22 protein-coding genes are annotated in these 21,605 nt (G+C 70.7%); 8 read left to right on the forward strand and 14 right to left on the reverse strand.

The window, feature by feature from the left end; all coding sequences use genetic code 11:
* Positions 1-6: 6 nt before the first annotated feature.
* Positions 7-1,308 carry a serine hydrolase domain-containing protein gene (locus tag Q9R13_RS02280; protein WP_310963428.1) on the forward strand — a complete coding sequence of 434 codons (1,302 nt, stop codon included), beginning with the start codon at positions 7-9 and terminating at the stop codon, positions 1,306-1,308.
* A 223-nt stretch (positions 1,309-1,531) separates the two neighbouring features.
* Here Q9R13_RS02280 and Q9R13_RS02285 read toward each other — a convergent pair whose 3' ends face one another.
* The 5 genes from Q9R13_RS02285 to Q9R13_RS02305 form a co-directional block, all read right to left on the reverse strand.
* Positions 1,532-2,911 carry a metallopeptidase TldD-related protein gene (locus Q9R13_RS02285; protein WP_310963429.1) on the reverse strand — a complete coding sequence of 460 codons (1,380 nt, stop codon included), beginning with the start codon at positions 2,909-2,911 and terminating at the stop codon, positions 1,532-1,534.
* Positions 2,912-2,915: 4 nt separating this feature from the next.
* Positions 2,916-4,433 (reverse strand): TldD/PmbA family protein, encoded by a 1,518-nt coding sequence (locus tag Q9R13_RS02290; protein ID WP_310963430.1) that lies wholly within the window; start codon positions 4,431-4,433, stop codon positions 2,916-2,918.
* Positions 4,434-4,500: 67 nt separating this feature from the next.
* Positions 4,501-7,488 (reverse strand): SMC family ATPase, encoded by a 2,988-nt coding sequence (locus Q9R13_RS02295; protein WP_310963431.1) that lies wholly within the window; start codon positions 7,486-7,488, stop codon positions 4,501-4,503.
* Complete coding sequence (locus tag Q9R13_RS02300) at positions 7,485-8,639, reverse strand: exonuclease SbcCD subunit D (protein ID WP_310963432.1); 1,155 nt, start codon at positions 8,637-8,639, stop codon at positions 7,485-7,487. Before Q9R13_RS02300 ends, Q9R13_RS02295 begins: the two co-directional genes overlap by 4 nt.
* A gap of 48 nt (positions 8,640-8,687) precedes the next feature.
* Positions 8,688-9,518: a formate dehydrogenase accessory sulfurtransferase FdhD gene (locus tag Q9R13_RS02305; RefSeq protein WP_310963433.1), complete on the reverse strand. Its 831-nt coding sequence runs from the start codon at positions 9,516-9,518 to the stop codon at positions 8,688-8,690.
* Between the two features lie 22 nt (positions 9,519-9,540).
* Here Q9R13_RS02305 and Q9R13_RS02310 point away from each other — a divergent pair, with 22 nt between their 5' ends.
* Together Q9R13_RS02310 and Q9R13_RS02315 are read left to right on the forward strand one after the other, a co-directional pair.
* Positions 9,541-10,128 carry a hypothetical protein gene (locus tag Q9R13_RS02310; RefSeq protein WP_310963434.1) on the forward strand — a complete coding sequence of 196 codons (588 nt, stop codon included), beginning with the start codon at positions 9,541-9,543 and terminating at the stop codon, positions 10,126-10,128.
* A gap of 35 nt (positions 10,129-10,163) precedes the next feature.
* Entirely contained in the window at positions 10,164-10,595 is a 432-nt protein-coding gene (locus tag Q9R13_RS02315; protein WP_310963435.1) for an OsmC family protein, read from the forward strand.
* Here Q9R13_RS02315 and Q9R13_RS02320 read toward each other — a convergent pair.
* The 3 genes from Q9R13_RS02320 to Q9R13_RS02330 are packed head-to-tail and all read right to left on the reverse strand — an operon-like array spanning position 10,579 to position 11,948.
* Positions 10,579-11,310, reverse strand: a complete 732-nt coding sequence (locus Q9R13_RS02320; RefSeq protein WP_310963436.1) for a peptidylprolyl isomerase — start codon at positions 11,308-11,310, stop codon at positions 10,579-10,581. The genes Q9R13_RS02315 and Q9R13_RS02320 overlap by 17 nt on opposite strands.
* Positions 11,311-11,359: 49 nt before the next feature.
* Positions 11,360-11,683 (reverse strand): lipopolysaccharide assembly protein LapA domain-containing protein, encoded by a 324-nt coding sequence (locus Q9R13_RS02325; protein ID WP_310963437.1) that lies wholly within the window; start codon positions 11,681-11,683, stop codon positions 11,360-11,362.
* A 43-nt stretch (positions 11,684-11,726) separates the two neighbouring features.
* Positions 11,727-11,948: a hypothetical protein gene (locus tag Q9R13_RS02330; protein ID WP_310963438.1), complete on the reverse strand. Its 222-nt coding sequence runs from the start codon at positions 11,946-11,948 to the stop codon at positions 11,727-11,729.
* Between the two features lie 97 nt (positions 11,949-12,045).
* Between Q9R13_RS02330 and Q9R13_RS02335 the strand changes: the two genes are divergently transcribed.
* Genes Q9R13_RS02335 through Q9R13_RS02345 form a run of 3 tightly spaced genes read left to right on the forward strand, consistent with a single transcriptional unit; the run spans position 12,046 to position 13,676 of the window.
* Positions 12,046-12,363: an ArsR/SmtB family transcription factor gene (locus Q9R13_RS02335; protein WP_310963439.1), complete on the forward strand. Its 318-nt coding sequence runs from the start codon at positions 12,046-12,048 to the stop codon at positions 12,361-12,363.
* Between the two features lie 14 nt (positions 12,364-12,377).
* The gene (locus tag Q9R13_RS02340; RefSeq protein ID WP_310963440.1) at positions 12,378-12,878 is read left to right on the forward strand and encodes an SRPBCC domain-containing protein; all 501 of its coding nucleotides are present in this window, start codon (positions 12,378-12,380) and stop codon (positions 12,876-12,878) included.
* Positions 12,879-12,899: 21 nt separating this feature from the next.
* The gene (locus Q9R13_RS02345) at positions 12,900-13,676 is read left to right on the forward strand and encodes a class I SAM-dependent methyltransferase (protein ID WP_310963441.1); all 777 of its coding nucleotides are present in this window, start codon (positions 12,900-12,902) and stop codon (positions 13,674-13,676) included.
* Positions 13,677-13,801: 125 nt separating this feature from the next.
* On the opposite strand, the gene Q9R13_RS02350 is transcribed toward Q9R13_RS02345, so the two are convergent.
* Both Q9R13_RS02350 and Q9R13_RS02355 read right to left on the reverse strand, forming a co-directional pair.
* Positions 13,802-14,179: a PNPOx family protein gene (locus Q9R13_RS02350; RefSeq protein ID WP_310963442.1), complete on the reverse strand. Its 378-nt coding sequence runs from the start codon at positions 14,177-14,179 to the stop codon at positions 13,802-13,804.
* Positions 14,140-14,847, reverse strand: a complete 708-nt coding sequence (locus tag Q9R13_RS02355) for a GrpB family protein (protein ID WP_310963443.1) — start codon at positions 14,845-14,847, stop codon at positions 14,140-14,142. Before Q9R13_RS02355 ends, Q9R13_RS02350 begins: the two co-directional genes overlap by 40 nt.
* Before the next feature lie 90 nt (positions 14,848-14,937).
* Here Q9R13_RS02355 and Q9R13_RS02360 point away from each other — a divergent pair, with 90 nt between their 5' ends.
* Positions 14,938-16,116 carry a cyclopropane-fatty-acyl-phospholipid synthase family protein gene (locus tag Q9R13_RS02360; RefSeq protein WP_310963444.1) on the forward strand — a complete coding sequence of 393 codons (1,179 nt, stop codon included), beginning with the start codon at positions 14,938-14,940 and terminating at the stop codon, positions 16,114-16,116.
* Between the two features lie 125 nt (positions 16,117-16,241).
* Here the strand turns inward: Q9R13_RS02360 and Q9R13_RS02365 are convergent, their stop codons facing one another.
* Genes Q9R13_RS02365 through Q9R13_RS02380 form a run of 4 tightly spaced genes read right to left on the reverse strand, consistent with a single transcriptional unit; the run spans position 16,242 to position 20,020 of the window.
* On the reverse strand, positions 16,242-18,659 hold the full coding sequence (locus Q9R13_RS02365) for an excinuclease ABC subunit UvrA (RefSeq protein WP_310963445.1): 2,418 nt from the start codon (positions 18,657-18,659) through the stop codon (positions 16,242-16,244).
* A 41-nt stretch (positions 18,660-18,700) separates the two neighbouring features.
* Positions 18,701-19,153, reverse strand: coding sequence for a pyridoxamine 5'-phosphate oxidase family protein (locus Q9R13_RS02370; protein ID WP_310963446.1), 453 nt, complete (start codon positions 19,151-19,153; stop codon positions 18,701-18,703).
* Position 19,154: 1 nt separating this feature from the next.
* A complete protein-coding gene (locus Q9R13_RS02375; protein ID WP_310963447.1) occupies positions 19,155-19,565 on the reverse strand; it encodes a VOC family protein in 411 nt (136 codons plus the stop codon).
* Positions 19,566-19,570: 5 nt separating this feature from the next.
* The gene (locus tag Q9R13_RS02380) at positions 19,571-20,020 is read right to left on the reverse strand and encodes a helix-turn-helix transcriptional regulator (RefSeq protein ID WP_310965018.1); all 450 of its coding nucleotides are present in this window, start codon (positions 20,018-20,020) and stop codon (positions 19,571-19,573) included.
* Positions 20,021-20,138: 118 nt separating this feature from the next.
* Here Q9R13_RS02380 and Q9R13_RS02385 point away from each other — a divergent pair, with 118 nt between their 5' ends.
* A complete protein-coding gene (locus tag Q9R13_RS02385) occupies positions 20,139-21,605 on the forward strand; it encodes an MFS transporter (protein WP_310963448.1) in 1,467 nt (488 codons plus the stop codon).

A 21,605-nucleotide genomic window follows, 5' to 3' on the forward strand; every position in this document is an offset into this window, starting at 1 on the left:
CGGCTCATGACTGGGCGCGAGTCACATTTCCAGGCGGTGGCGGACGCCTACCAGGCGGTACGGCGGCTGCCGACCTTGGTCGTCGGGGTGCTGGCGGAGGGGACCCTGGTCTGGCGCGGACAGGCGGGGGCCGCCGCCGACCCGGCCACGCAGTACCGGATCGGGTCGATCACCAAGACCATGACCGGGGTGCTGGTCATGCAGTGCCGCGACGATGGACTGCTGACCCTCGAGGACCCGTTGGGTGACGTGGTGCCGGAGTCGGCGTATCGCGCAGCTTCGCTGCGGCAGCTGCTCTCGCACACCTCGGGGATGCAGAGCGAGCCGGTCGGGTCGTGGTGGGAGCGGTCACCCGGCGTCGACTTCGAGCAGCTCAGCGCCGCGAACGACGTGGACAGGTCGGTGTTCGCGCCCGGCACGACGTACCACTACAGCAACCTGGGGTTCGCGCTTCTCGGCGAGGTCGTGGCACGGCTGCGTGGCCGACCCTGGCAGCAGGTGCTCGCTGAACGGCTGCTCGGGCCGCTGGGGATGGCGCGGACGACGTACCTGCCGGCGCCGCCCTACGCCGAGGGCTGGAGCGTCCATCACCTTCGCGGCACCCTGACGGCCGAGCCGGCCCGGGACACGGGGGCGATGGCGCCCGCGGGCCAGCTGTGGAGCACGATCGACGACCTCGCGATCCTTGCCGGCTTCCTGCGGTCGGGGAACCCTGCCGTGCTGTCGTCGCCGTCCCTGGCGGAGATGCGCCGGCCGGTGCGGGACGGCTACGGCCTGGCCACGATGGTGGCAGCACACCCCGGCGGCCAGCTGGTCGGCCACCTCGGCTCGATGCCCGGCTTCCAGGGCTCGATGCTCGTCGACCCGCGGTCGGGCGATGGCGTCGTGGCCCTGACCAATGCGACGACGGGCCTCGATGGGGTCGACCTCACCCATCGGCTCCTCGGGTCCGTGACGCCCCGGCCGGGGCCGGCGTGGGTGCCGACCGCGGTGGTGCCGGAATGGGCCGAGGAGCTGCTCGGCTACTGGCACTGGGGCAACTCGGCCTTCGAGGTGCGCTGGCACAACGGGCTGCTCGAGTTCATCGACCTCGCCCGGGGGCGGCTGGCCGAGCAGTTCACCCGTCGCGACGGTCGGTTGGTCGGGGTCGCGGGCTATCACGCCGGCGAGCCCCTGCACGTCGTACGCCGTCCGGGGCCGGGCGATGGCGCCGACTCCGTCAGCCACCTCGAGTGCGCCACCTTCATCTACACCCGCACGCCGTACGACCCCGCCGCCCCGATCCCCGGCGGCCACCCCCACCCCTGACCCCCATCCCTGACTGACCCCGCCGAGTGGTCACAAATGGCCGCCGAGTGGTCCCATCCTGCGCGCGAGTGGTCGCAAATGGGCGCCGAGTGGTGCCTCATAGCGGTGCGGGAGGCGCCATCTGCGACCACTCGCGCCCCATATGCGACCACTCGCGCGTCAGAAGAGACCACTCGCGGCCCATATGTGACCAGTCGCGCGTCAAAAGGGACCACTCGGCGGGTCAGAGGGCCTGGGAGACCGAGCTCATGTTGAAGTCGGGGACGCGCAGCGCGGGGGTGGCGGTCCGGGAGAAGTAGTCGTCGCCCCACTCGCGGGAGAAGCTGGGCACGGTGGTCGATGCGGCGGTGAAGCGACGCAGCAGGTCGACGGGGCTCTCGTTGAAGCGGAAGTTGTTGACCACCCCGGTGACCTCGCCACCCTCGACACGGTAGACCCCGTCGCGGGTCAGCCCGGTCAGCAGCATCGTCTGCGGGTCGACCTCGCGGATGTACCACAGGCAGGTCAGCAGCAGGCCGTCGTCGACGCCTGCGACCAACTCGGACTCGTCATCGGTCGCGCCGGCGATCTCGAGTACCAGGTTGTCGATCGCCGGAGTGATCGGCTGGCCGGTCATCGCCGCGGTATGCCGAGTTTGCAGCAGTGCAGCCAGCCGCCCGTCCGCGATCCAGTCGGTCTTGGAGAGTGGCAGGCCGTTGTCGTAGACACTGCTGGTGTTCGAGGAGGTTGCGTCCACGACAAACGGGGCAGCCTGCAGCCCGGCGTACGACGGGTCGGAGTAGAGCCGGACGTGCTCGTCGACCATCAGCTCACCGATCCGGGTGCCCCCGCCTGGCCGGGAGTAGACCGACTGCCCCTCGTGAGCCACCCGAGCTCCGGCACCCCAGTAGGCGTCGATCATCAGGTCGGCCACCGCGGTCGGCGGCAGCACTGTGTCATAGCGACCTGCCGGCAGGTCGACCGAGCGACCCGCCCAGCCGAGGCGGGTAGTGAGCCGGTCGAACATGTCGAGCGCAGAGACGTCGCCGAAGTCGCGGGTCGCGCCGCCGACCCAGGCGCTGGCGCTGAGATCCGCTGGCTTGCCGGTGCAGCCGTAGTGGCCCGTCGGCTGCTCGTGGCGCAACCGGAGACCCGTGGACGAGGCGAGGTAGGTCGTGGTGACGTCGTGGCTGACGAATCCATAGAGGATCCGGCGCTGGGCCTCGGCGGACTCGAATGCCTGACCGAGCTCGGTGGCGAACCTCTCGAAGACGGCGATGCCGGTCTCACCCGGTGCATCGGTCCAGTCCTCCGCGGCGGCCCCTTCGACCAGGGGAGCGACGTCCTCGGCCGGGCTCGCGTCCCGTACGGCGGCATCGGCTGCACCCACCAGGTCCGCGACCTGGTCCGGATTCCATGCACTGCCGCTGACGGAGGCGCTGCGTGGCCCGTCCAACGCGATGACCGAGACCTGCATGCCGTGCATCACGCCGTTGGTGGTGAGCGTGTTGTTGGCCCAGCGCAGGTTGGCAGCGTGGGTGTCGTGCACGATCACGATGCACTGCTCGGAGGTGGGGACGGCGAGCGCCTGCTCGGCCAGGTCCTGGGGCGTCGTCTGTGCCATCGACTCAGATCTCCTCGCGTGTGTTGAGAATGCGCACGCCACGGAAGACTGCGGACGGGCATCCGTGACTGACCGACGCCACCTGGCCCGGTTGTGCCTTTCCGCAGTTGAAGGCACCACCCAGCTCGTAGGTCTGCGGGCCCCCGACGGCGGACATCGAGCGCCAGAAGTCGGTCGTGGTGGCCTGGTAGGCGACATCGCGCAACTGGCCGGTGAGCCGCCCGTGCTCGATCCGATAGAAGCGTTGGCCGGTGAACTGGAAGTTGTATCGCTGCATGTCGATCGACCACGACCGATCGCCCACGACGTAGATGCCGCGCTCCACCTGGTCGATGAGGCCATCGGTGTCCGGGCCGTCGGGTGCGGGCTGCAACGACACGTTCGCCATCCGCTGGATCGGAACGTGGCTGGGGCTGTCGGCATAGGCGCAGCCGTTGGAGCGCCCGTCGTTGAGCTGGGCACCGTAGCTGTGCGCCATCGACCGGTCCAGTTGGTAGCCGACCAGGACGCCGTCTCGGATGAGATCCCACGACTGGGCCTGGACGCCTTCGTCGTCGTAGCCGACCGTGGCCAAGCCGTGCTCGACGGTCCGATCGCCGGTGACGTGCATCAGCTCGGAGCCGTACTGCAGCGTCCCCAGCTGGTCCGGGGTGGCGAAGGACGTGCCGGCGTAGTTGGCCTCATAGCCGAGCGCCCGGTCGAGCTCGGTGGCGTGGCCGATCGACTCGTGGATCGTCAGCCAGAGGTTCGAGGGGTGAATGACCAGGTCGTAGCTGCCGGCTTCGACGCTGGGCGCGGCGAGCTTCTCCGCGAGCAGCTCGGGGATGGTCGCCAGCTCGGCGTCGAAGTCGAAGTGAGCGCCGGTGAGGTACTCCCAGCCACGTCCGGCCGGGGGCGCGAGGGTGCGCATCGAGTCGAAGGCGCCGGAGGTCGGGTGTGTGCCGAAGGCCTCGACGTACGGCTCGAGGCGGACTCGCTGCTGGGTCGCGCGGGTCCCCGCCAGGTCCGCGTAGAACTTGTTCTCCTGCACCTGCTGGAGCGATCCGGCAGCGTGGTCGACCCCCGGGGCGCCGATCAGCCGGGATGTCCAGCCTGCGAGGAGCTCGACCTTGTCTGCGAGCGCCACGTCGAACGGGTTGACGTCGTACGACGAGCACCAGGTCACGTCGTCGTACACCGGTTCGGGTGCGAGCTGGACCGGTCGGCGGGTCATCGGCGCGGCGACCCGCGCGACGTTGATCGCGGACTCGGCCACGCGAACCGCCTCGTCGGTGGTCAGCACCACGCCGGCAGCGAACCCCCAGGCACCGTCGAGGAGGACCCGCACCGCGAAACCGAGGTCGTCGGTGTCCTCGGCGCCCTGGAGCTGGCCGTCACGGACGGAGACGTGCTGGTAGCGCACCCGCTCGAACCGGAAGTCCGCATGATCGACGCCGAAGTCCTGACAGCGGGCGAGGGCCACATCGGCCAGCCGACGGTAGGGGAGCGCGGCGAACGCCGGATCGATCTCGTGAGATCCCATGGACAGGACAGTAGCGAGCGGAGTCCAGCGAAATCGCCCGACCGGTCGCCGGACGGAGGAGCGGCGACTATCCCGCCCCGGAGACGAGCTGCAGCTGCGAGCCCGCCCTGCCCTTGTGTACGTCGAGCCGGGTGGTGATCCGATCGCGCAGCTCCGCGACGTGGCTGACCACGCCGACCACGCGCCCGCCCTCACGGAGGGTGTCCAGGGTGTCCATCACGTCCTCGAGGGTGTCGGCGTCGAGGGACCCGAACCCCTCGTCGATGAACAACGTATCGATGTCCGTGCCGCCGGCCTCGTCGCTGACCGTGTCGGCCAGCCCGAGGGCGAGCGCGAGCGAGACCACGAACGTCTCGCCCCCGGACAGGGTGGCCGGATCGCGGAGCACTCCGCTCCAGTCGTCACGCACCATCAGGCTCAGACCGCCGCGGCGGTCGCCGACCCCGCGTGCGTCGGAGTGCTCGAGGGCGTACCGCGCTGCGCTCATCCGCTCGAGTCGGGCATTGGCGGCCGCGACGACCTGGCGCAGGCGTTCGCCGAGCACATAGGCGGACAGTCGCATCCGCAGCGGGTTGTCGGCGCCCTTGCCCTCGACGAAGGCGGACAATGAGCTCGCCAGTGTCACTGCCTCGCGCAGCGGGGCCCACGCGGCGAGCTCGGCGTCGAGCTCGACCGCAAGACGGTCGAGTCGCTCGTGGCACCGGGCGGCGGATCGCGCGGCCACCAGCGCCTCCCGTCGGGCTGCCTCGGCTGCCTGGAGGGCGGCTGTCGCAGCCTCCAGGTCGGGAGCGTCGCCGTCGAGGGCCGAGACGACCTCCGGCTCGGCCAGGGTCGCGGTCACGGCGGCCTCGACCCGGGCACGCTCCGCCAGGTCGTGCTCGGTGGCGGCGAGCTCCTCGGGGGCCAGCACCGCGTCGCGCACCGCGTGGAGGCTCTCGAAGCCGGCATCGGCGGCGGCCGACCGGGCATCGGCCAGATCCGCCTGCGCAGCCTGAGACGCGTGATGGTGCTCGCCGAGGGCGTGGACGAGCGTGGTCAGCCGCGAGATCTCGGCCTCGTGTGCTGCCACGAGCGCGTCGATCGAGTCGAAGTCGCCGAGGAGCTCGGCGAGCTCGGTCTCGAGCCTGCCGACCCGGTCGGCCGCGGAGCGGGCGGTTGACTCGGCACGGACCAGCTCGAGCCGCGCGGCGGACTCGACGTCGCGGAGCTCCGCGGTCTCGTCGTCGAGGGCGCGCACCTCCTCGGCCAGATCGTCGGTCAGCTGGGCCTCCGCGCGTGCCGCCGCCAGCGCGGTGGACACGTCCTCCAGCCGAGCGGTCCATGCCGCGACAGGCTCATCCGCGACCAGCTCCGTCAGCGACGGGAGCCGGGCCTCGAGCGCAGCCAGGGCCTCCGCGCGAACCATCCTGACCGTCTCTGCGTCCTCGTAGGCCCTGCGAGCCAGCTCCTCCTGCTCGCGACTGCCGGTCCCGCTCGGGTGTGCGGGTGCGGGGTGGTCGAGGCTGCCGCACACCGGGCAGGAGCAGCCACTGGCCAGCCCGCCGGCGAGCTCGGCAGCCATCGCGCCGATCCTGGCCTCCCGTGCGTCCTGGTAGCGATCGCGCAGAAGCTGTGCCTCGTCGATGGACGTGCCCAGCGCCGTCCGGGCCGCCTCGACTCGCGAGCGCAGCACGACGAGCTCGCCGGCCGCTCGCTTGCCGGCGGTGGCCCGCTGCATCTCGACCTCGAGCTCGGGGAGCCGCCGGGCCGCCTCGCTGGCCCGGTGTTGCCGCTCGAGAAGGCGGCTGTGTCGCTCGGGGACGTCGGCCAGCCGGCCGCTCGCCCGGGCGAGGTCCTGCTCCAGCTTCGCGATGCATCCCTGGGCATCGTGCAGGGCGCGCCGGGCCTGCTCGAGCACATCCTGCCGGGGACGGGCGGCCTCCGCGCGCGCGACGGCGTCCGCCGCCTCGCGGCAACGTCGTTCGACCTCGCTCGACGACACCTCGGGTCCGATGTCCGCCGCCTGCCGCGCTCGCGCCAACGACTGTGTGGCCTCTTCGAGCCGGGCCCGTGCCGCGACGGCACGCTCGACGCGCACCAGCACGGGCGCGGCGCGATGGTGACCGGCGATCCTCTCGCCCATCGCCCGACCCAGGTCCTCGGAGTCCGCCAGCGCGGCCAGCCGCTGGGCGGCGTCGTGGCCACGGAGGCGGTGCTCGTCACGACGTCGATCGCTCTCGGCCGACGTCTTCGCGGTCGCGAGCGCCGCCTCGGCGTCAGCCAGGGCGGCAGCTGCCTCGGCGGCATCGGACCCGGCCGATACGGTCAGCGTGGCCGCCCAGGCGGCGAGTGCTCCGTCGCCTGCAGGGCCGCTGAGGTCGTGCAGGTCCCAGTCGGCCGGGACCTGGCACGTCGCTGCCTCCTGGATGCGGTGCACGAGCCCGGCGATGCGCTCCTGGCGGACCTGGCTGTCTCGGCGCAGGGTGAGCCGATGGTCGACCAACCAGCGTTCGACGCGTTCGAAACGGTCGGTGCAGAACAACCTCTGGAGTACGGCGTGCCGCTCCGCCGAGCTTGCCCGGAGGAATGCCTGGAACCGACCCTGGGGGAGCAGAGCGACCTGGGTGAACTGCGTGCAGGTCATCCCGAGCAGGCGGCTGATCAGCAGGCCGGCGTCGTCAAGTCGGGTGGTCAGGCCGATCCACTGGCCGTCGACGCGTTCCTCGACGACCACCCGCGCGGGCTGGCGGGTGGTTCCGGTGCCCCGTCTCTTGGGCCGCTCCCAGGCCGGGGATCGGGTCAGCCGCAGGGTGCGTCCGGCCACACTGAAGGTGAGCACGATCTCGGGCGCAGCCTGCGGGTCGGCGTGGTCGCTGCGCAGGTGTCGAGCGTCGTTGCGGTCGCCCGGCACCTCGCCGAAGAGGCCGAAGCAGACGGCGTCGAGCACGCTGGACTTGCCTGCTCCCGTGACGCCGGTCAGCAGGAACAGCCCGGTCTCGCTGAGGGCGTCGAAGTCGACCTCGACCGATCCCGCGAAGGGGCCGAAGGCGGTGATCGTCAGGCGGTGCAGTCTCATCGCACGCTCGTCAGGGTGTCGGCCTCGACGTCGTGGCAGCAGGAGTCGACCGCACGCTGGAGCAGCGCGGCCTCTGCGGCGTCGGCAGGCGTGCCCCGGACGGCCGCGAGGAACTCGAGGGCGAGGTCATGGTCGCTGCGGCCCGAGCTGCTCCCACGGACCGCGGCGGTCGGGCGGTCGGCGGGGGAGTAGCTCAGCGCGAGGGCATGCGGGAACCGCGCACGGAGCCGGTCCATCGCCTGGAGGGGCCGGACGGTGTCGGTCAGGGTGGCCTGTACCCAGCTGTGCTCGTGCACGGCGAGTGCGGCGTCGGTCAGCAGGGTCTCGAGGCTGCCGTTGAGCCGCGCGAGCGGCCGCGGCACCGGGGCCGCCACGAACTGTGCGGTGCATCCGGTCGCGCCGAGCTCCACCAGCCAGGAGCCCTTGGTGTGGCTCGCCTCGGAGAACGAGTAGGCCAGCGGAGATCCCGAGTAGCGGACCGACTCGCTGAGGGTCTGGGCGCCGTGCAGGTGGCCGAGTGCGGTGTAGTCGATCCGGTCGAACAGCGCGGTGGGCACCACCGAGATGCCGCCGACGGCGATGTCCCGCTCACTGTCGCTGGGCGCGCCACCGGCGACGAAGGCGTGGGCCAGCAGCACCGAGCGGGTGCCCGGCCGGGTGGCGAGGTCGGCCTCGACCCGCTGGAGGGCGGCTGAGAGCGCGGCATGATGCGAGCGGGTGGGAAGGTCCCAGGCGCGCCGGGCCAGGTCCGGGTCGAGGTAGGGGATGCCGTAGACGGCGACAGCGCCGTGCGCGTCCTCCAGCAGCACCGGCCGGCCGACGTCGCCGGCATCGGTGCGCAGGTGCACGCCCGCGTGGTCGATCAGCCCGGCGGCGAAGCCGAGTCTGCGCGCGGAGTCGTGGTTGCCGCTGGTCACCACCACCCGGGCGCGCGATGCGGCCAACCGACCGAGAGCCTCGTTGGCCAGCGCGACCGCGTCGACGGGCGGCAGCCCGCGGTCGTACACGTCGCCGGCGACGACCACCAGGTCGACCGACTCCTGCTCGACCACCTCGAGCAGGTGGTCGAGCCAGGCAGCCTGGTGGGTGAGCATCCCGACCCCGTGGAAGGCACGTCCCAGGTGCCAGTCGGACGTGTGCAGGATGCGCATGACGACAACGTATGAGAGCGCGCCGACACAACCTCCCGGCACACGCCGTCAGTCGATGAGCCGTTCGGCGCCGGCGTACACCACACACCTGTCGGGGCGGGTGAAGCCGATCACGGTCAGGCCCGCCTCGCGTCCCAGGCGTACGGCGAGCGAGGTGGGCGCGCCGACGGCCACTAGCACCGACACCCCCGAGACGGTCGCCTTCTGCACCAGCTCGAAGCCGATCCGCCCGCTCAGCACCAGCACCGGCGGGACCGGTGCGGAGGCGAGGATCCGGGACCCGACGACCTTGTCGACCGCGTTGTGCCGGCCGACGTCCTCGCGGACCACGACCGTGGTGCCGTCGGCCTCGAACAGGCCCGCTGCATGCAGCCCGCCGGTCCGGTCGAAGCCGCGCTGCTGGGCACGGAGCCGCTCGGGCAGCTCATGGACGAGGTTGCGGGCGATGCTCACCTCGACATCCGTGGTGTGACCCTCCAGCGCCTCCGACACGCTCTCCGCCCCACACACCCCGCAGGCGGAGCTGACCATCCGGGCCGCGGGCAGCCGCAGCGGCGGGGCCGCCAGCTCGACCGTCACGACGTTGAACTCCTGCTCGGGCGTCAGGTCGGCGTCGGTGCAGTAGCGCACCGTCCGGATCGTGTCAGGGGCGCAGATCCCCTCATGCACGAGCCACCCCGCGGCGAGCTCGAAGTCGTGGCCCGGCGTGCGCATCGTGACCGACAGCCGCTGTGCAGCCAGCGCCGGGGCGGCGAGCCGGATCTCCAGCGGCTCCTCGACGGCCAGGCGGTCCTCGTGCTCGAGCATCCGTCCGTCGCGAAGCTCGGTGACCCGCCCGCGGACGGACACGCCGGGACGGCGCGGCAGCGAGGTGGTCACCGTGCCACCGTATCCTCGCGAGGTGCGGGAACCACAGGCCCACGGCGTACGTCGAAGCGGTATGCGCACCGTTCTCGGCGTGACCCTCCTGCTCGTGCTCGGCGTAGTCGTCGCCGGTTGCGGTGACCGCGGCGCGCGCGGCCAGGCTTCCGCGGGACACGCGGCGCGATCCAGCGCCGTGCACGGGCACCCGGTGGCGCGCGCGGCTGTCCCCGGGGGAGGCGAGCGGCTACTGCTCACCCGGCAGCGGCACCCACGCGGCGGGCTGCAGTACCACCTGTACGCCGTCACCGGCTCCGGCGACGTCGAGCTGACCGACGCCGAGCACAACCCGGTGGTGCCGTTCATCGCGACGGACACCCGGCCCACGACGCGGGTCAGCGTCGACTGCACCGACGGCGGATTCGAGGTCACCGAGGCCGAGCCGACGAAGCCGTCCGGAGTGATGTTCGGCTGGGACGTCTACCGCACCAGCTACCGCCTCGATGCCGGCCAGGCCGTTCCGCTGCGCCACCAGAAGCTGCGCAGCAGCCTGCCGGACAAGAGCCTCGTGCGCGAGTTCCCGGTGCTGGACCGCGGCCGGATGCTCGCCTCCTGCGCCAAGCCCTGAGACTGCCCGTCGCCGCGCTCTGCGACAGTGGTGCCATGACCATCAGCGAGACCTTCCGCTCCGTCGAGCTCACCCGCATCGGCCGCACCCGCTACAAGGCGACCAACGTCCGTGGGGGAGTGCTCCCGATCGGCAGCGGTGACGATCCGGATTTCACCCCGGTCGAGCTGCTTCTCGCCGCCATCGCCGGATGCTCGGCGATCGACGTCGACCTGATCACCGGCAAGCGGGCGCAGCCGGAGGCCTTCGACGTACACGTCGAGGGCGACAAGGTCCGCGACGAGGGCGGCAACCACATGACCAACCTCAAGCTCGTCTTCGACGTCCGGTTCCCGGAGGGGGAGTCCGGCGACGCTGCGCGCGCGGTGCTCCAGCGCGCCATCGAGCAGTCCCGCGACCGGCTGTGCACAGTCAGTCGCACGGTCGCGCTGGGCGCTCCGGTGGCGATGACTACTTCACCGAGGTGATGGTCACCGGGCTCTTGGGTGCTCCGTCGCCCTGGGCGCCGTTCGCCAGTCCTGCTGCGGCGATCGAGCGTACGGTCTTCAGGCCGCTGGCATCCATCCGGCCGAACACGGTGTAGGCGTTCGGCAGGGGAGAGTCCTTGTAGACCAGGAAGAACTGCGAGCCGTTCGTGTCCGGCCCGCTGTTCGCCATCGCCACCGTGCCGGCGGCGTAGGTGCAGATCTGCTGTTTGCCGGTGGCGGTCTTGACCTTCTTGCACGGCTGCACGCGGGGGTCGTCCTTGATCAGCTCGTCGGCGAAGGTGTAGCCCGGCGTGCCGGTCCCGGTGCCCGAGGGGTCGCCGCACTGGAGGACGAAGATCCCGGCAGTCGTCAACCGGTGGCACGGCGTGTCGTTGAAGTAGCCCTGGCTGGCCAGCGACTGGAACGAGTTGACCGTGCACGGCGCCTTGTCCGCCTCCAGGGTCACGTTGATGGCGCCCTTGTTGGTGGTGATCGTGACCGGTGTCGGCTTCGTCGTGGTCGGGGTGGCGGGCGGCGTCTTGATGTCCTTGCGCGCGGCCGGTTGGTCGGAGCTCGGATAGGCGCACGGTCCGCTTGCCGCCTGGGTCGGTGACGACGAGCCCGAGGGCTTCGTGGTGGGGTTGCTGCTTCCGCAGGCCGCAGCGAGGACCAGGAGCGGGATCAGGGCGATGGCGGCGACGAAGGACCTCTTCACCCGGCCGAGGATAGCCAGTCGCGGATGATCCCTCGTCGTACGCCGCGCGTCAGCGTCGGCGGCGATTGTCCCGGGTCACCCTCCGACGCAGCTGGAGGATGCGCAGCGTCCCGGCCACAGCGGTGATCAGGATGGCGGCTGCGGCCGCGATCAGGAGGGCCACCGCCAGGGGAGCGTGCCCGGACCAGCCGAGGAAGGAGACCTGGACGGTCTGGGTGTTCTGGGCGATGAAGATGATCAGCAGCACCAGGATCACGCCGAACGCGAAGAGCGCGGCCCAGGTGCGGCTGGTGCGTGAGTGGCGAAGTGGGTCGTGGCGCACGCCGTGATCGGGCGCGTCGGTCGTTGCGTCGGTGCCTGGGTTCTCGCTCATGTTCGGATGCATACCCGCTTTCCGACGCGCTGTCACCCGCTGCTCAGCGCGAGTCGCTGAGGACGTCCTCGGCGAACACCCGGCCATGGGCGTCCTCGATGGCGTCGGCCAGGCGCGCGATGTCGGCGTCCGACAGGGTGAGGTCCGCCTCGGTCAGCCCACGCCGCAACTCGTCGGCGACGGTTCCCTCGGTGGCGCCGTCCTGGTACGACGTCACTCGGTCGACAACGGCCTGCAGCGTCTCGCTGGTGTCCTCGTGAGTCATGCGGGCGACGTACCCGGGCGCTACGAGGGGATGCATAGAGGGTCGCCCCTGTGCGTACCCTTGCGGATACGTACCCGTGTGGGTACATTGAGGTCTTGTGGACGCCGTACTCCAAGCGTTGGCCGACCCGAGCCGCCGCACCGTGCTCGAGATCCTCCGTGACCACCCGGCCACGGCGGGAGAGCTCGCGGCGGCGTTGCCGATCGCTCGACCCGGAGTGTCGCGGCACCTCAGGGTGCTGCGCGAGGCCGGGCTGGTCGACGTACGGCAGGAGGCTCAGCGTCGGATCTACAGCCTCCGCCCGGAGTCGCTCATCGAGCTGGACGAGTGGCTGGGGGAGTACCGCGCGTTGTGGCGCAACCGTCTCGACGCCTTGCACACCGAGATCGCCCGAGGAAGGAAGGCACCCAGATGAATGTCATCGGAGACATGAGAGCGCTCGACGAGACCCGCGGTGCGGTCCGCGTCGAGGACATCTACGACACCGACATCGAGGACCTGTGGGATGCGTGTACCCGGCCGGAGCGGCTGGCACGCTGGATTGCGCAGGTGGCGGGGGAGCCGCGGGTGGGTGACACCGTCGAGGCCGTGTTCACCAGCACCTGGTCCGGACCGGTGCGCGTGGAGGCGTGCGACGCGCCGACCCATCTGCTTCTGACGATGGGTCCGGAGACCGACGACGAGACCGTGCTCGAGGCGTGGCTCACCGAGGGGGCCTCCGGCACCAGGCTGGTGGTGGAGGAGCGGGGACTGCCCGTGGAGCGGCTCCACTTCTACGGCGCCGGCTGGCAGGTGCACCTCGAGGACCTCGCGCGCTCGTTCGTCGGTGACGCGCACCCTGAGGGCTGGTCGGAGTCGACACCGTCGACCGCATGGCATGCACGCTGGATCGCCCTCACGCCGACGTACGAGGAGGCCGCGGTCGGCTGATGGACGGCTAGGTTCTGTCTCGTGGCGGCCGACGTGCAGAAGACGACGAGTTCCCACGCGAGCAGCTCTGCCGATCCGAGCGCTGCGTGGCCGGAGCTCGCCTCGGACTACGAGCGCGCCCGAGGCAGGGAGGACTCGCTGGACCGGCTCGTCGAGTGGCCCGCGCAGCGCGACCTCCTGGGTGATGTCGCCGGACTGACCGTGCTGGACCTCGGTTGCGGCAACGGAAGCAAGATCGCCGAACTTGTGGATGCGGGTGCGACCGGCGCCGTGGGCGTGGACGTCAGCGGCAACTTCCTCGGCGCTCGGCCCGCCGGGTTGGAGCTGATCCAAGGCGATCTGAACGAGGTGGACGCCATGCCCGGGCTTGCGGGCCGCGCGTTCGACCGGATCTTGTTCCTGCAGTCGTTCGGCTACGCGAGGGATCCGGTCCGAGTCCTGCAAGCGGCACGCGCGATGCTCGCCGACGACGGGTTCATCCTGCTGACCCGGACCCAGCCGATCCGGTACGCCGTCGAACGGGCCGAGCGCAACGGCACTTCGTTGGGCGAGGAGTACTTCTCCAGGGCGTCGTACACCTACCGCACCAGTTGGAACGAGGAGATCGCCCTCACGAAGCGGACCTACACCATCTCGGACCTGCTGAACGTGTTCACCGCCGCCGGGCTGTGGGTGGAGACCGCGATCGAGCCACAGTTGTCCGAAGACGCCCGACGTCGCTACCCGCACAAGCAGGAATGGATGAACAAGTATCTCGGCATCCTGATCTTCAAGCTCAGGCCTCATCGCCGCCGTTGAGAGCGGGGTCCCGTGACTGCGTCAGGGGTCAGGTGGCGATGGGAAGCGTCCGGTGATTGACATAATGTATGTTATCGGCGGTTAACCGAGAGGCGGGGCTTTCCACGGAAACCGCCTGCCCCGGGCTACACCCGCGGACCGATGGTCGCCACCAGCGCCTTCGGCGCGGCGCGGACGTATCGCGCGCCGATCCCGGTGATGGCGATGAGCGCGCTGTCCACGACTCGCGGGTCCTGCAGCTCGTACGTGCGGCCCCGCCGCTCGATGATCCCACCGTCGGCGGCGAGGATGTTGCGGGCCCAGTCGGACCGCTCGCCGTAGAGCAGCGGGACGACGAACCCGTCCGCACAGACGAATCCCACGACAGGCGTCCGGAAAACGGTGCCGCTCCTGCGACCCGTGTGGCGCAGGATGGCCCACGGCGGCAGGACCCACGCCCACAGGCGCTGGACGCGGTTGTTGATCAGCTTGTTGAAGACAGCCACCGCGCGCGGGATCTGCATGATGCGAGGCTAGACCCTTTCGACCCTTTCACCACCCCGCGAGAGCAACGCTCCCCGCAGCCTTGGGTGCTCGCCTCTCGGCGTGCCAGCCGAGCCCGTGCGCGCCGCTTGATGTCCTCGATCACCTCTGTCTTGGCGTCGGCGTAGGCGTTCATGTCCGGCCAGTCCCGTGCGACCAGGTCCCGCTTGGTCGCCTCGTAGCGCTCACGGTCCGCAGCGTTGCCCCGTAGGTAGTCCCGTAGGAGCAGATAGTCCGCCGCAGCGGGATCGTCGGTCCCCAGGACATGGACATGCACGTCACGCTCCGCCGTACGGACCATCCGATGGCCGGGTTCGCGCACCCGCAGCACGTAGCCGGCCCGGACCAACGGGTCCAGATGGTCTTCCTCGGCTGTGATGTCGGGGACCGTGACGAGGATGTCGATGATCGGCTTGGCAGCGAGGCCGGGAACGGCGGTGGAGCCGATATGCTCCACGCCGATCGCAGCGCTCCCGATCGCAGCGCTCCCGAGCGCCGCGCGGATGCGGCGCTCGTGCTCGCGGTACCGGGTCGCCCAGGCTGGATCGTGCTCCACCAGCACCAGCGTGCGCTTCTCGACCCCGCCGATGAGCTCTGGTTCCTTGACGTCGTCGCGGCGGGGTACCCGGGTCTGGTGGGGCTCGTGCACCGATCGAGCCTACGTGGCGGTCTTTCCAGGGTCTGGTCGGGCGGGCACGCGGGTTCCTAGACTGGTTGACGGAGGCAAGGAGTGGACAAGATGGTGGTCGACCGGCTGCTGAGCCGGTTGGAGTTCGGACGCGTCGAGCTCACGTTCTGGGACGGCGAGACCCGCCGCTACGGCCGCGGTGGCCCCGAGGCCCACCTCAGGCTGACCGACCCTGCCGTCGTACGGCGTGCCCTGCGCAGCGCCAGCCTCGCGGTCGGTGAGGCCTACGTCGACGGCGACATCCAGATCCCCGAGGACGACCTGGACACACTCTTCTGGATCCTGGCGAGCAACCGCGCCCGGTTCCGCGCTCTGCGGCCGCTGCGGCTGCTGCACCGCACCGAGCCGAACCGGCGCTCGACCCAGCGCGGCCAGATCAGTCGGCACTATGACGTCGGCAACGCCTACTACCGACTGTTCCTCGACGACACGCTCAGCTACTTCTGTGCCTACTTCACCTCCGACGACGACACCCTCGAGACGGCCCAACGGCAGAAGATCGACCACACACTGGCCAAGCTGCGGCCCCTCCCTGGTCATCGCATCCTGGACATCGGCTGTGGGTGGGGCCATCTCCTGGTCGGCGCCGCCAAGGCGCACGAGGTCACCGGCGTCGGGATCACCCTGAGCAGCGAGCAACTCGCCGAGGCCAGGACGCTCGCCGAGCGCGAAGGGGTGGCCGACCGGGTCCGCTTCGAGCTGATGAACTTCCAGGACCTGGCGACGTGCAGCGACCCGGCACTGCGGGGGCCCTTCGACCGGGTCGTCAGCGTCGGCATGTTCGAGCACGTGGGCCGCCGGCTCCATCCGGTGTTCTTCGCGGCGGTGCGGGACCTGCTCGTCACCCACGGCATCGCGGTGATGAACACGATCACCGACCAGCGTGACCAGCAGGTCGACGCGTGGGTGGACCGGTACGTCTTCCCCGGCGGCCACCTGCCTACCGTGGCCAGGATCGAGCGGTTGCTCGCCGCGTCGGGCCTGTGGTCGGTGGACCGGGAGAACCTGTGGCGCCACTACGGGCGGACCGTCGGGCTGTGGCGGGAGCGACATCGTGCGCACCGCGCCGAGATCGTGGCGATGTACGACGAGCGCTTCTACCGCATCCGTGATCTCTGGTTGGCCGGGTCCAAGGCGGGGTTCGACTACGGCAGTCTCGGCCTGACCCAGCTCGTCTTCACCAAGGGCAAGCCCGCCGACTGGCCGTGGGTGCGTCCCGATGCAGGCTGACCCGCACGCGGTCGGATGTCGGCGTACTGGTCGGCGTACTGCCCGAGGCCTTCACACAGCAACGGACTCCTTCACACACCGACTCTCCTGTGTGAACGTGACCCTTGGGTGCTGAACCTGGGAAACTACCCCCCGACGTACGCCGCCAGGTGCTCGCCGGTCAGGGTCGAGCGGGCCTCCACCAGGGCGGCGGGGGTGCCCTCGAAGACGACCCGGCCGCCGTCGTGGCCGGCGCCGGGGCCGAGGTCGATGATCCAGTCGGCGTGGGCCATCACGGCTTGGTGGTGCTCGATCACGATCACCGACTTCCCGCCGTCGACGAGGCGGTCCAGCAACCCCAGCAGGTTGTCCACGTCGGCCAGGTGCAGTCCGGTCGTCGGCTCATCGAGGACGTAGACAGCAGGATCAGCAGAGCCCTTCTCTCCAAGGCGAGTGGCCAGCTTGAGCCGCTGCCGCTCCCCGCCGGAGAGGGTGGTCAGCGGCTGGCCCAGCTTGACATAACCGACGCCTACATCGACGAGGTGCTCCAGGATCCGCTGGGCCGCCGGGATCCGGGCCGCGCCCTCTCCGAACATCGCGAGTGCCTCCGAGGCCGGCATCTCGAGGACCTCGGCAATGGTGCGCCCGGCCAGCGTGAACTCCAGCACGGCGGCCTGAAAGCGACGCCCCTCGCACTCCTCGCACGGCGTCTCGACGGTGTCCATGATCCCGAGGTCGGTGTAGACCACGCCCGCGCCACGGCAGGTCGGGCAGGCGCCCTCCGAGTTGGAGCTGAACAGCGCCGGCTTCACCCCGTTGGCCTTCGCGAAGGCCTTCCGGATCGGCTCCAGCAGTCCGGTGTACGTCGCCGGGTTGCTCCGCCGGGAGCCCTTGATCGCCCCTTGGTCGACCAGCACGACGCCCTCCCTCCCGGCGAGCGCCTGCTTCGTCGGGACCGCGGACGAGGCGTCCCGGTGGGCTCCGTTGACCAGTGAGCTCTTGCCCGACCCGGCCACGCCCGTCAGCACGCAGAGCACGCCCAGCGGAATGTCGACGTCGACGTCACGCAGGTTGTGGGCCGAGGCGCCGCGAATCTCGAGCACGCCCGACGAGGGACGCACCGAGTCCTTGAGCCGGGCCCGGTCGTCGAGGTGGCGGCCGGTCACCGTGTCGCTGGCCCGCAGGCCCTCGATCGTGCCCTCGAAGCAGACCTCTCCCCCGGCGGTCCCCGCGCCCGGCCCGAGATCCACGACATGGTCGGCGATCGCGATCGTCTCCGGCTTGTGCTCGACCACGAGCACCGTGTTGCCCTTGTCCCGCAGCTGGCGCAGCAGCCCGTTCATCCGCTCGATGTCGTGCGGGTGCAGCCCGATGGTCGGCTCGTCGAAGACGTAGGTGACGTCGGTCAGCGACGACCCGAGGTGCCGGATCATCTTGGCCCGCTGTGCCTCGCCGCCCGACAGCGTGCCGGAGGGCCGGTCGAGCGACAGGTAGCCGAGGCCGATCTCGGTGAAGGAGTCCATCAGGTGCTGCAGTCCGCCGAGCAGCGGGCCGACCGCCGGCTCGTCGAGCGCGCGGAGCCAGTCGGCCAGGTCACTGATCTGCATCGCGCACAGGTCGGCGATGTTCTTGCCGGCGATCCGCGACGACCGCGCCTCCGCGGTCAGCCGGGTGCCTTCGCAGTCCGGGCAGGTCTGGAAGGTGACGGCCCGCTCGACGAAGCGGCGCACGTGCGGCTGCATCGCCTCCGGATCCTTCGACAGCATCGACTTCTGGATCTTGGGGATGACTCCCTCGAAGGTGAGGTTGACGCCCTCGACCTTGATCCGGGTCGGCTCGGCGTAGAGCATCGTGTCGAGCTGCTTCTTCGTGAACGAGGCGATCGGCCTGTCCATCGGCAGCCCCATCCCGGCGAAGAGCCGGCCGTACCAGCCGTCCATGGAGTAGCCCGGGACCGTGAGCGCGCCCTCCGAGAGGGACTTGGAGTCGTCGTACAACGCACTCCGGTCGATGTCGCTCACGCTGCCCATCCCCTCGCAGCGCGGGCACATCCCGCCCAGGTAGACAGCGTCCTTGACCACCTTCTTCTCGACCCGGCCGCCCTTCTCCGTGGTCATCACACCGCCGGCTCTGCGGGTCGGCACGTTGAAGGAGTACGCCGTCGGCGGACCGACATGGGGCTCCCCCAGCCGGCTGAACAGGATCCGCAGCATCGCGTTCGCATCGGTCACCGTGCCGACGGTCGACCGCGGGTTGGCGCCCATCCGCTCCTGGTCGACGATGATCGCGGTCGTCAGCCCCGCGAGCACATCGACCTCGGGGCGCGCCAGCGTGGGCATGAACCCCTGCACGAAGGCGCTGTAGGTCTCGTTGATCATCCGCTGCGACTCCGCTGCGATGGTGCTGAAGACCAAGGAGCTCTTCCCCGAGCCGGACACGCCGGTGAACACCGTCAGCCGACGCTTCGGAAGGTCGACGTCGACGTTCTTGAGGTTGTTCTCCCGGGCTCCGCGGACACGGATCAGATCGTGGGCGTCGGCGACGTGTGTCGTCGGGCTGGACATCGGGCTTCTCCTCACGGCGGCTTCCACGGGCACGCTCGACGCTAGACCAGCCACGTTCCGTCCCGCATCAGAGTGCGTCCGGCGAGCTCGTTGGCCTCGCGCCACGCCTGCACGCGTGTCGGACGCAGGACGTGGAAGAGGTAGCCGGTGTCCTCGCGCGGGTCCCAGTCGGCCTGGGCGGCGTACGCCGACCCCAGCTCGTCGTCGTCCTCCACCGGAACCACGCGCTCGAGCCGCGCATCGATCATCACCACGTCACGGGTGGGCCCCACCGCGAGCCGGGCGCGGCCCGACCCGGAGAGGTGGCGGGCAGTGACCGAGGCTGCCGGCACAGCGATCACGGCCCGCTGCGCCACCCACGCCAGCGAGAGCGGCACCAGGTGCGCCTCCCCCGCCGCTGACGCGGTGGCGACCCAGACGTCGATCCCCGGTGTGGCGAGCATCGCGAGCGCGTCCGCCTTGCGTCGGTGCGGGTCGCGTGCTGGGGCGACCAACTCACTGCGCCTGGTTGATGCGGATCATGTTGCCGGCCGGGTCGCGGACGGCGCAGTCACGCAGCCCGTAGGGCTGGTCGGTCGGCTCTTGGACGACCTCGACATCGCGGGCCTGCAGGGCGTCGAAGGTCGCATCGAGGTCGGCAGTGGTGAGCACGAGCATCGCGTAGGTGCCCTTCGCCATCATCTCCTGCACGGTGCGGCGCTCCTCGTCGGTGATCCCCGGGTCGACGGCCGGCGGGTGCAGCACGATCGAGGTGTCCGGCTGGCCCGGCGGGCCTACGGTGATCCACCGCATCGTCCCCTGTCCCACATCGAGGCGGATGTCGAAGCCGAGCGCGTCCCGATAGAACGCCAGAGACGCCTCGGGGTCCTCGTGGGGCAGGAAGCTGGAGTGAATGCGCAGGTCCATGGCGGTCACGCTAGCTGGCCGACCGGGACGGCCGCTTCTCGATTCCTGACCGGTCTGGTCACCTGCTTGACGACACAGCTGGGCAGCCCTGCGGCACCGCTGGCCGCCAGGTCCCGGTAGGCGCTCGGCGACATCCCGACCAGTTCGGAGAAGCGGGTGCTGAAGGTGCCGAGCGAGCCGTAGCCGACCGCGAAGCAGACCTCCGTCACGGATCGGTCGCCGCGCCGGAGCAGGGCCATCGCACGCTCGACCCGTCGCGTCATCAGGTAGGAGTACGGCGCCTCGCCGTACGCGATTCGGAACTGGCGACTGAGGTGGCCCGCGGACATGTGCACGTGACGTGCCAGCGCCTCCACGTCGAGTGGCTGCGCGTACTCGCGGTCTATCCGGTCGCGCACCCGACGCAGTCGGGCAAGGTCCGCGAGGCGCTGCGGATCGGCCGACCCGCTGCGCACCGCGTTGCTCCCCGCACTCCTCTCGGCACTGCCCACGGGGGCATCGTGCCACGGGGCACCACGCCCCCGGGAGCAGTGCCGGACGTTAGCGGGCACACATGGTCGGGCACGGGCAGGTGTGATCGCGCCGTGGCAGACCGTACGCACCCGGCTCACGGAGACCGTGGGTGGGCGGGCCCGGTTGCGCGTGATCGCCCTGCTGGCCGCGGTGCTCGCCCTGGACAGCGCCGACAAGGCGACCGTCGGCGCGGTCGCCGGGGAGCTAGAGGCCAGCCTGCACATCGGTAACACCGAGATCGGCCTGCTCGCCTCGGTCTCCACGGCGATCGCGATGATCTGCACCCTGCCCCTCGGCATCGTCGCGGACCGGGGCAACCGGTCCCGGCTGCTCGCCGTTGCGGTCCTGGTCTGGTCCGCGGCGATGGCGGTCGCCGGCGTCTCGACGTCCTACCTGATGCTGCTGCTGTGCCAGGTGGCGATGGGCGGCATCGCGGCAGCGGCCGGGCCCACGATCGCGTCCTTGACCGGTGACCTCTTCCCGGCGGGCGAACGGGGTCGGATCTACGGCTTCGTGCTCTCGGGCGAGCTGATCGGGGCGGGGGTCGGCTTCCTCGTTTCGGGCGACGTCGCGGCGGTGCTGTCGTGGCGATGGTCGTTCTGGGTGCTGGCCGTGCCGGGGATGGCCCTCGCTGCGGCGGTGTGGCGTGGCCTGCCGGAGCCGGCACGCGGCGGCCAGGAGCCGCTGCCGATCGAGGCGCCCGACGGTGCCGATGCCGAGCCCGAGCCGACCGAGGACCGGATCCGGGAGGCCGTCGACGAGAGCGACGTCGAGCCGCGGGGCACCGACGTACTGACCCGGGACCCGACCGGCCGTTCGCTGTGGTGGGCCGTGCGGTACGTGCTGTCCATCCGGACCAACCGGGTGCTGATCTTGTCCTCGGCGCTCGGCTACTTCTTCTTCTCCGGCGTGCGAACCTTCGCCGTGGTCTTCATGCGAGGCAAGTTCGGGCTCGACCAGGGCGTCGCGAGCAGCCTGCTCGTGCTGATCGGCTGCGGGGCGATCGTCGGGGTCCTGCTCACCGGACGGCTGGCCGACCGGCTGGTGGCACGGCACCACCTGACCGCTCGGCCGGTGCTCGCCGGCGCGGCCTACCTGCTCGCCGTGGTGATGTTCGTCCCGGGCCTGCTCGCCGGCAGCCTGCTGCTCACCGGTGCCCTCTTCTTCTTCGCCGCCGCGGGGGTCGGCGGTTCGAACCCGCCGCTCGACGCCGCTCGGCTGGACGTCGTCCACTTCGCGCTCTGGGGGCGGGCCGAGGCGGTCCGGAGTGTGTTCCGCTCGTTGCTCGAAGCAGTCGCGCCGCTGCTGTTCGGCTACGTGTCCACGCTCTTCGGCAGCAGTACGGCGAGCCTTGGCAGTTCCGGCGGCGTGACCTCCAGCAACGGCGTCGGCCTCCAGCAGACCTTCCTGGTGATGCTGGTCCCGCTGCTCGCCTCCGGGCTGCTGCTGTGCCTGCGCGCCCGTCGCAGCTACCCCGCGGATGTCGCAGCCGCGGTCGCCTCGGAGCGGTCGACGCCCGCGAGGTGA

Source organism: Nocardioides marmorisolisilvae (genome assembly GCF_031656915.1).
Classification (GTDB): domain Bacteria; phylum Actinomycetota; class Actinomycetes; order Propionibacteriales; family Nocardioidaceae; genus Marmoricola; species Marmoricola terrisoli.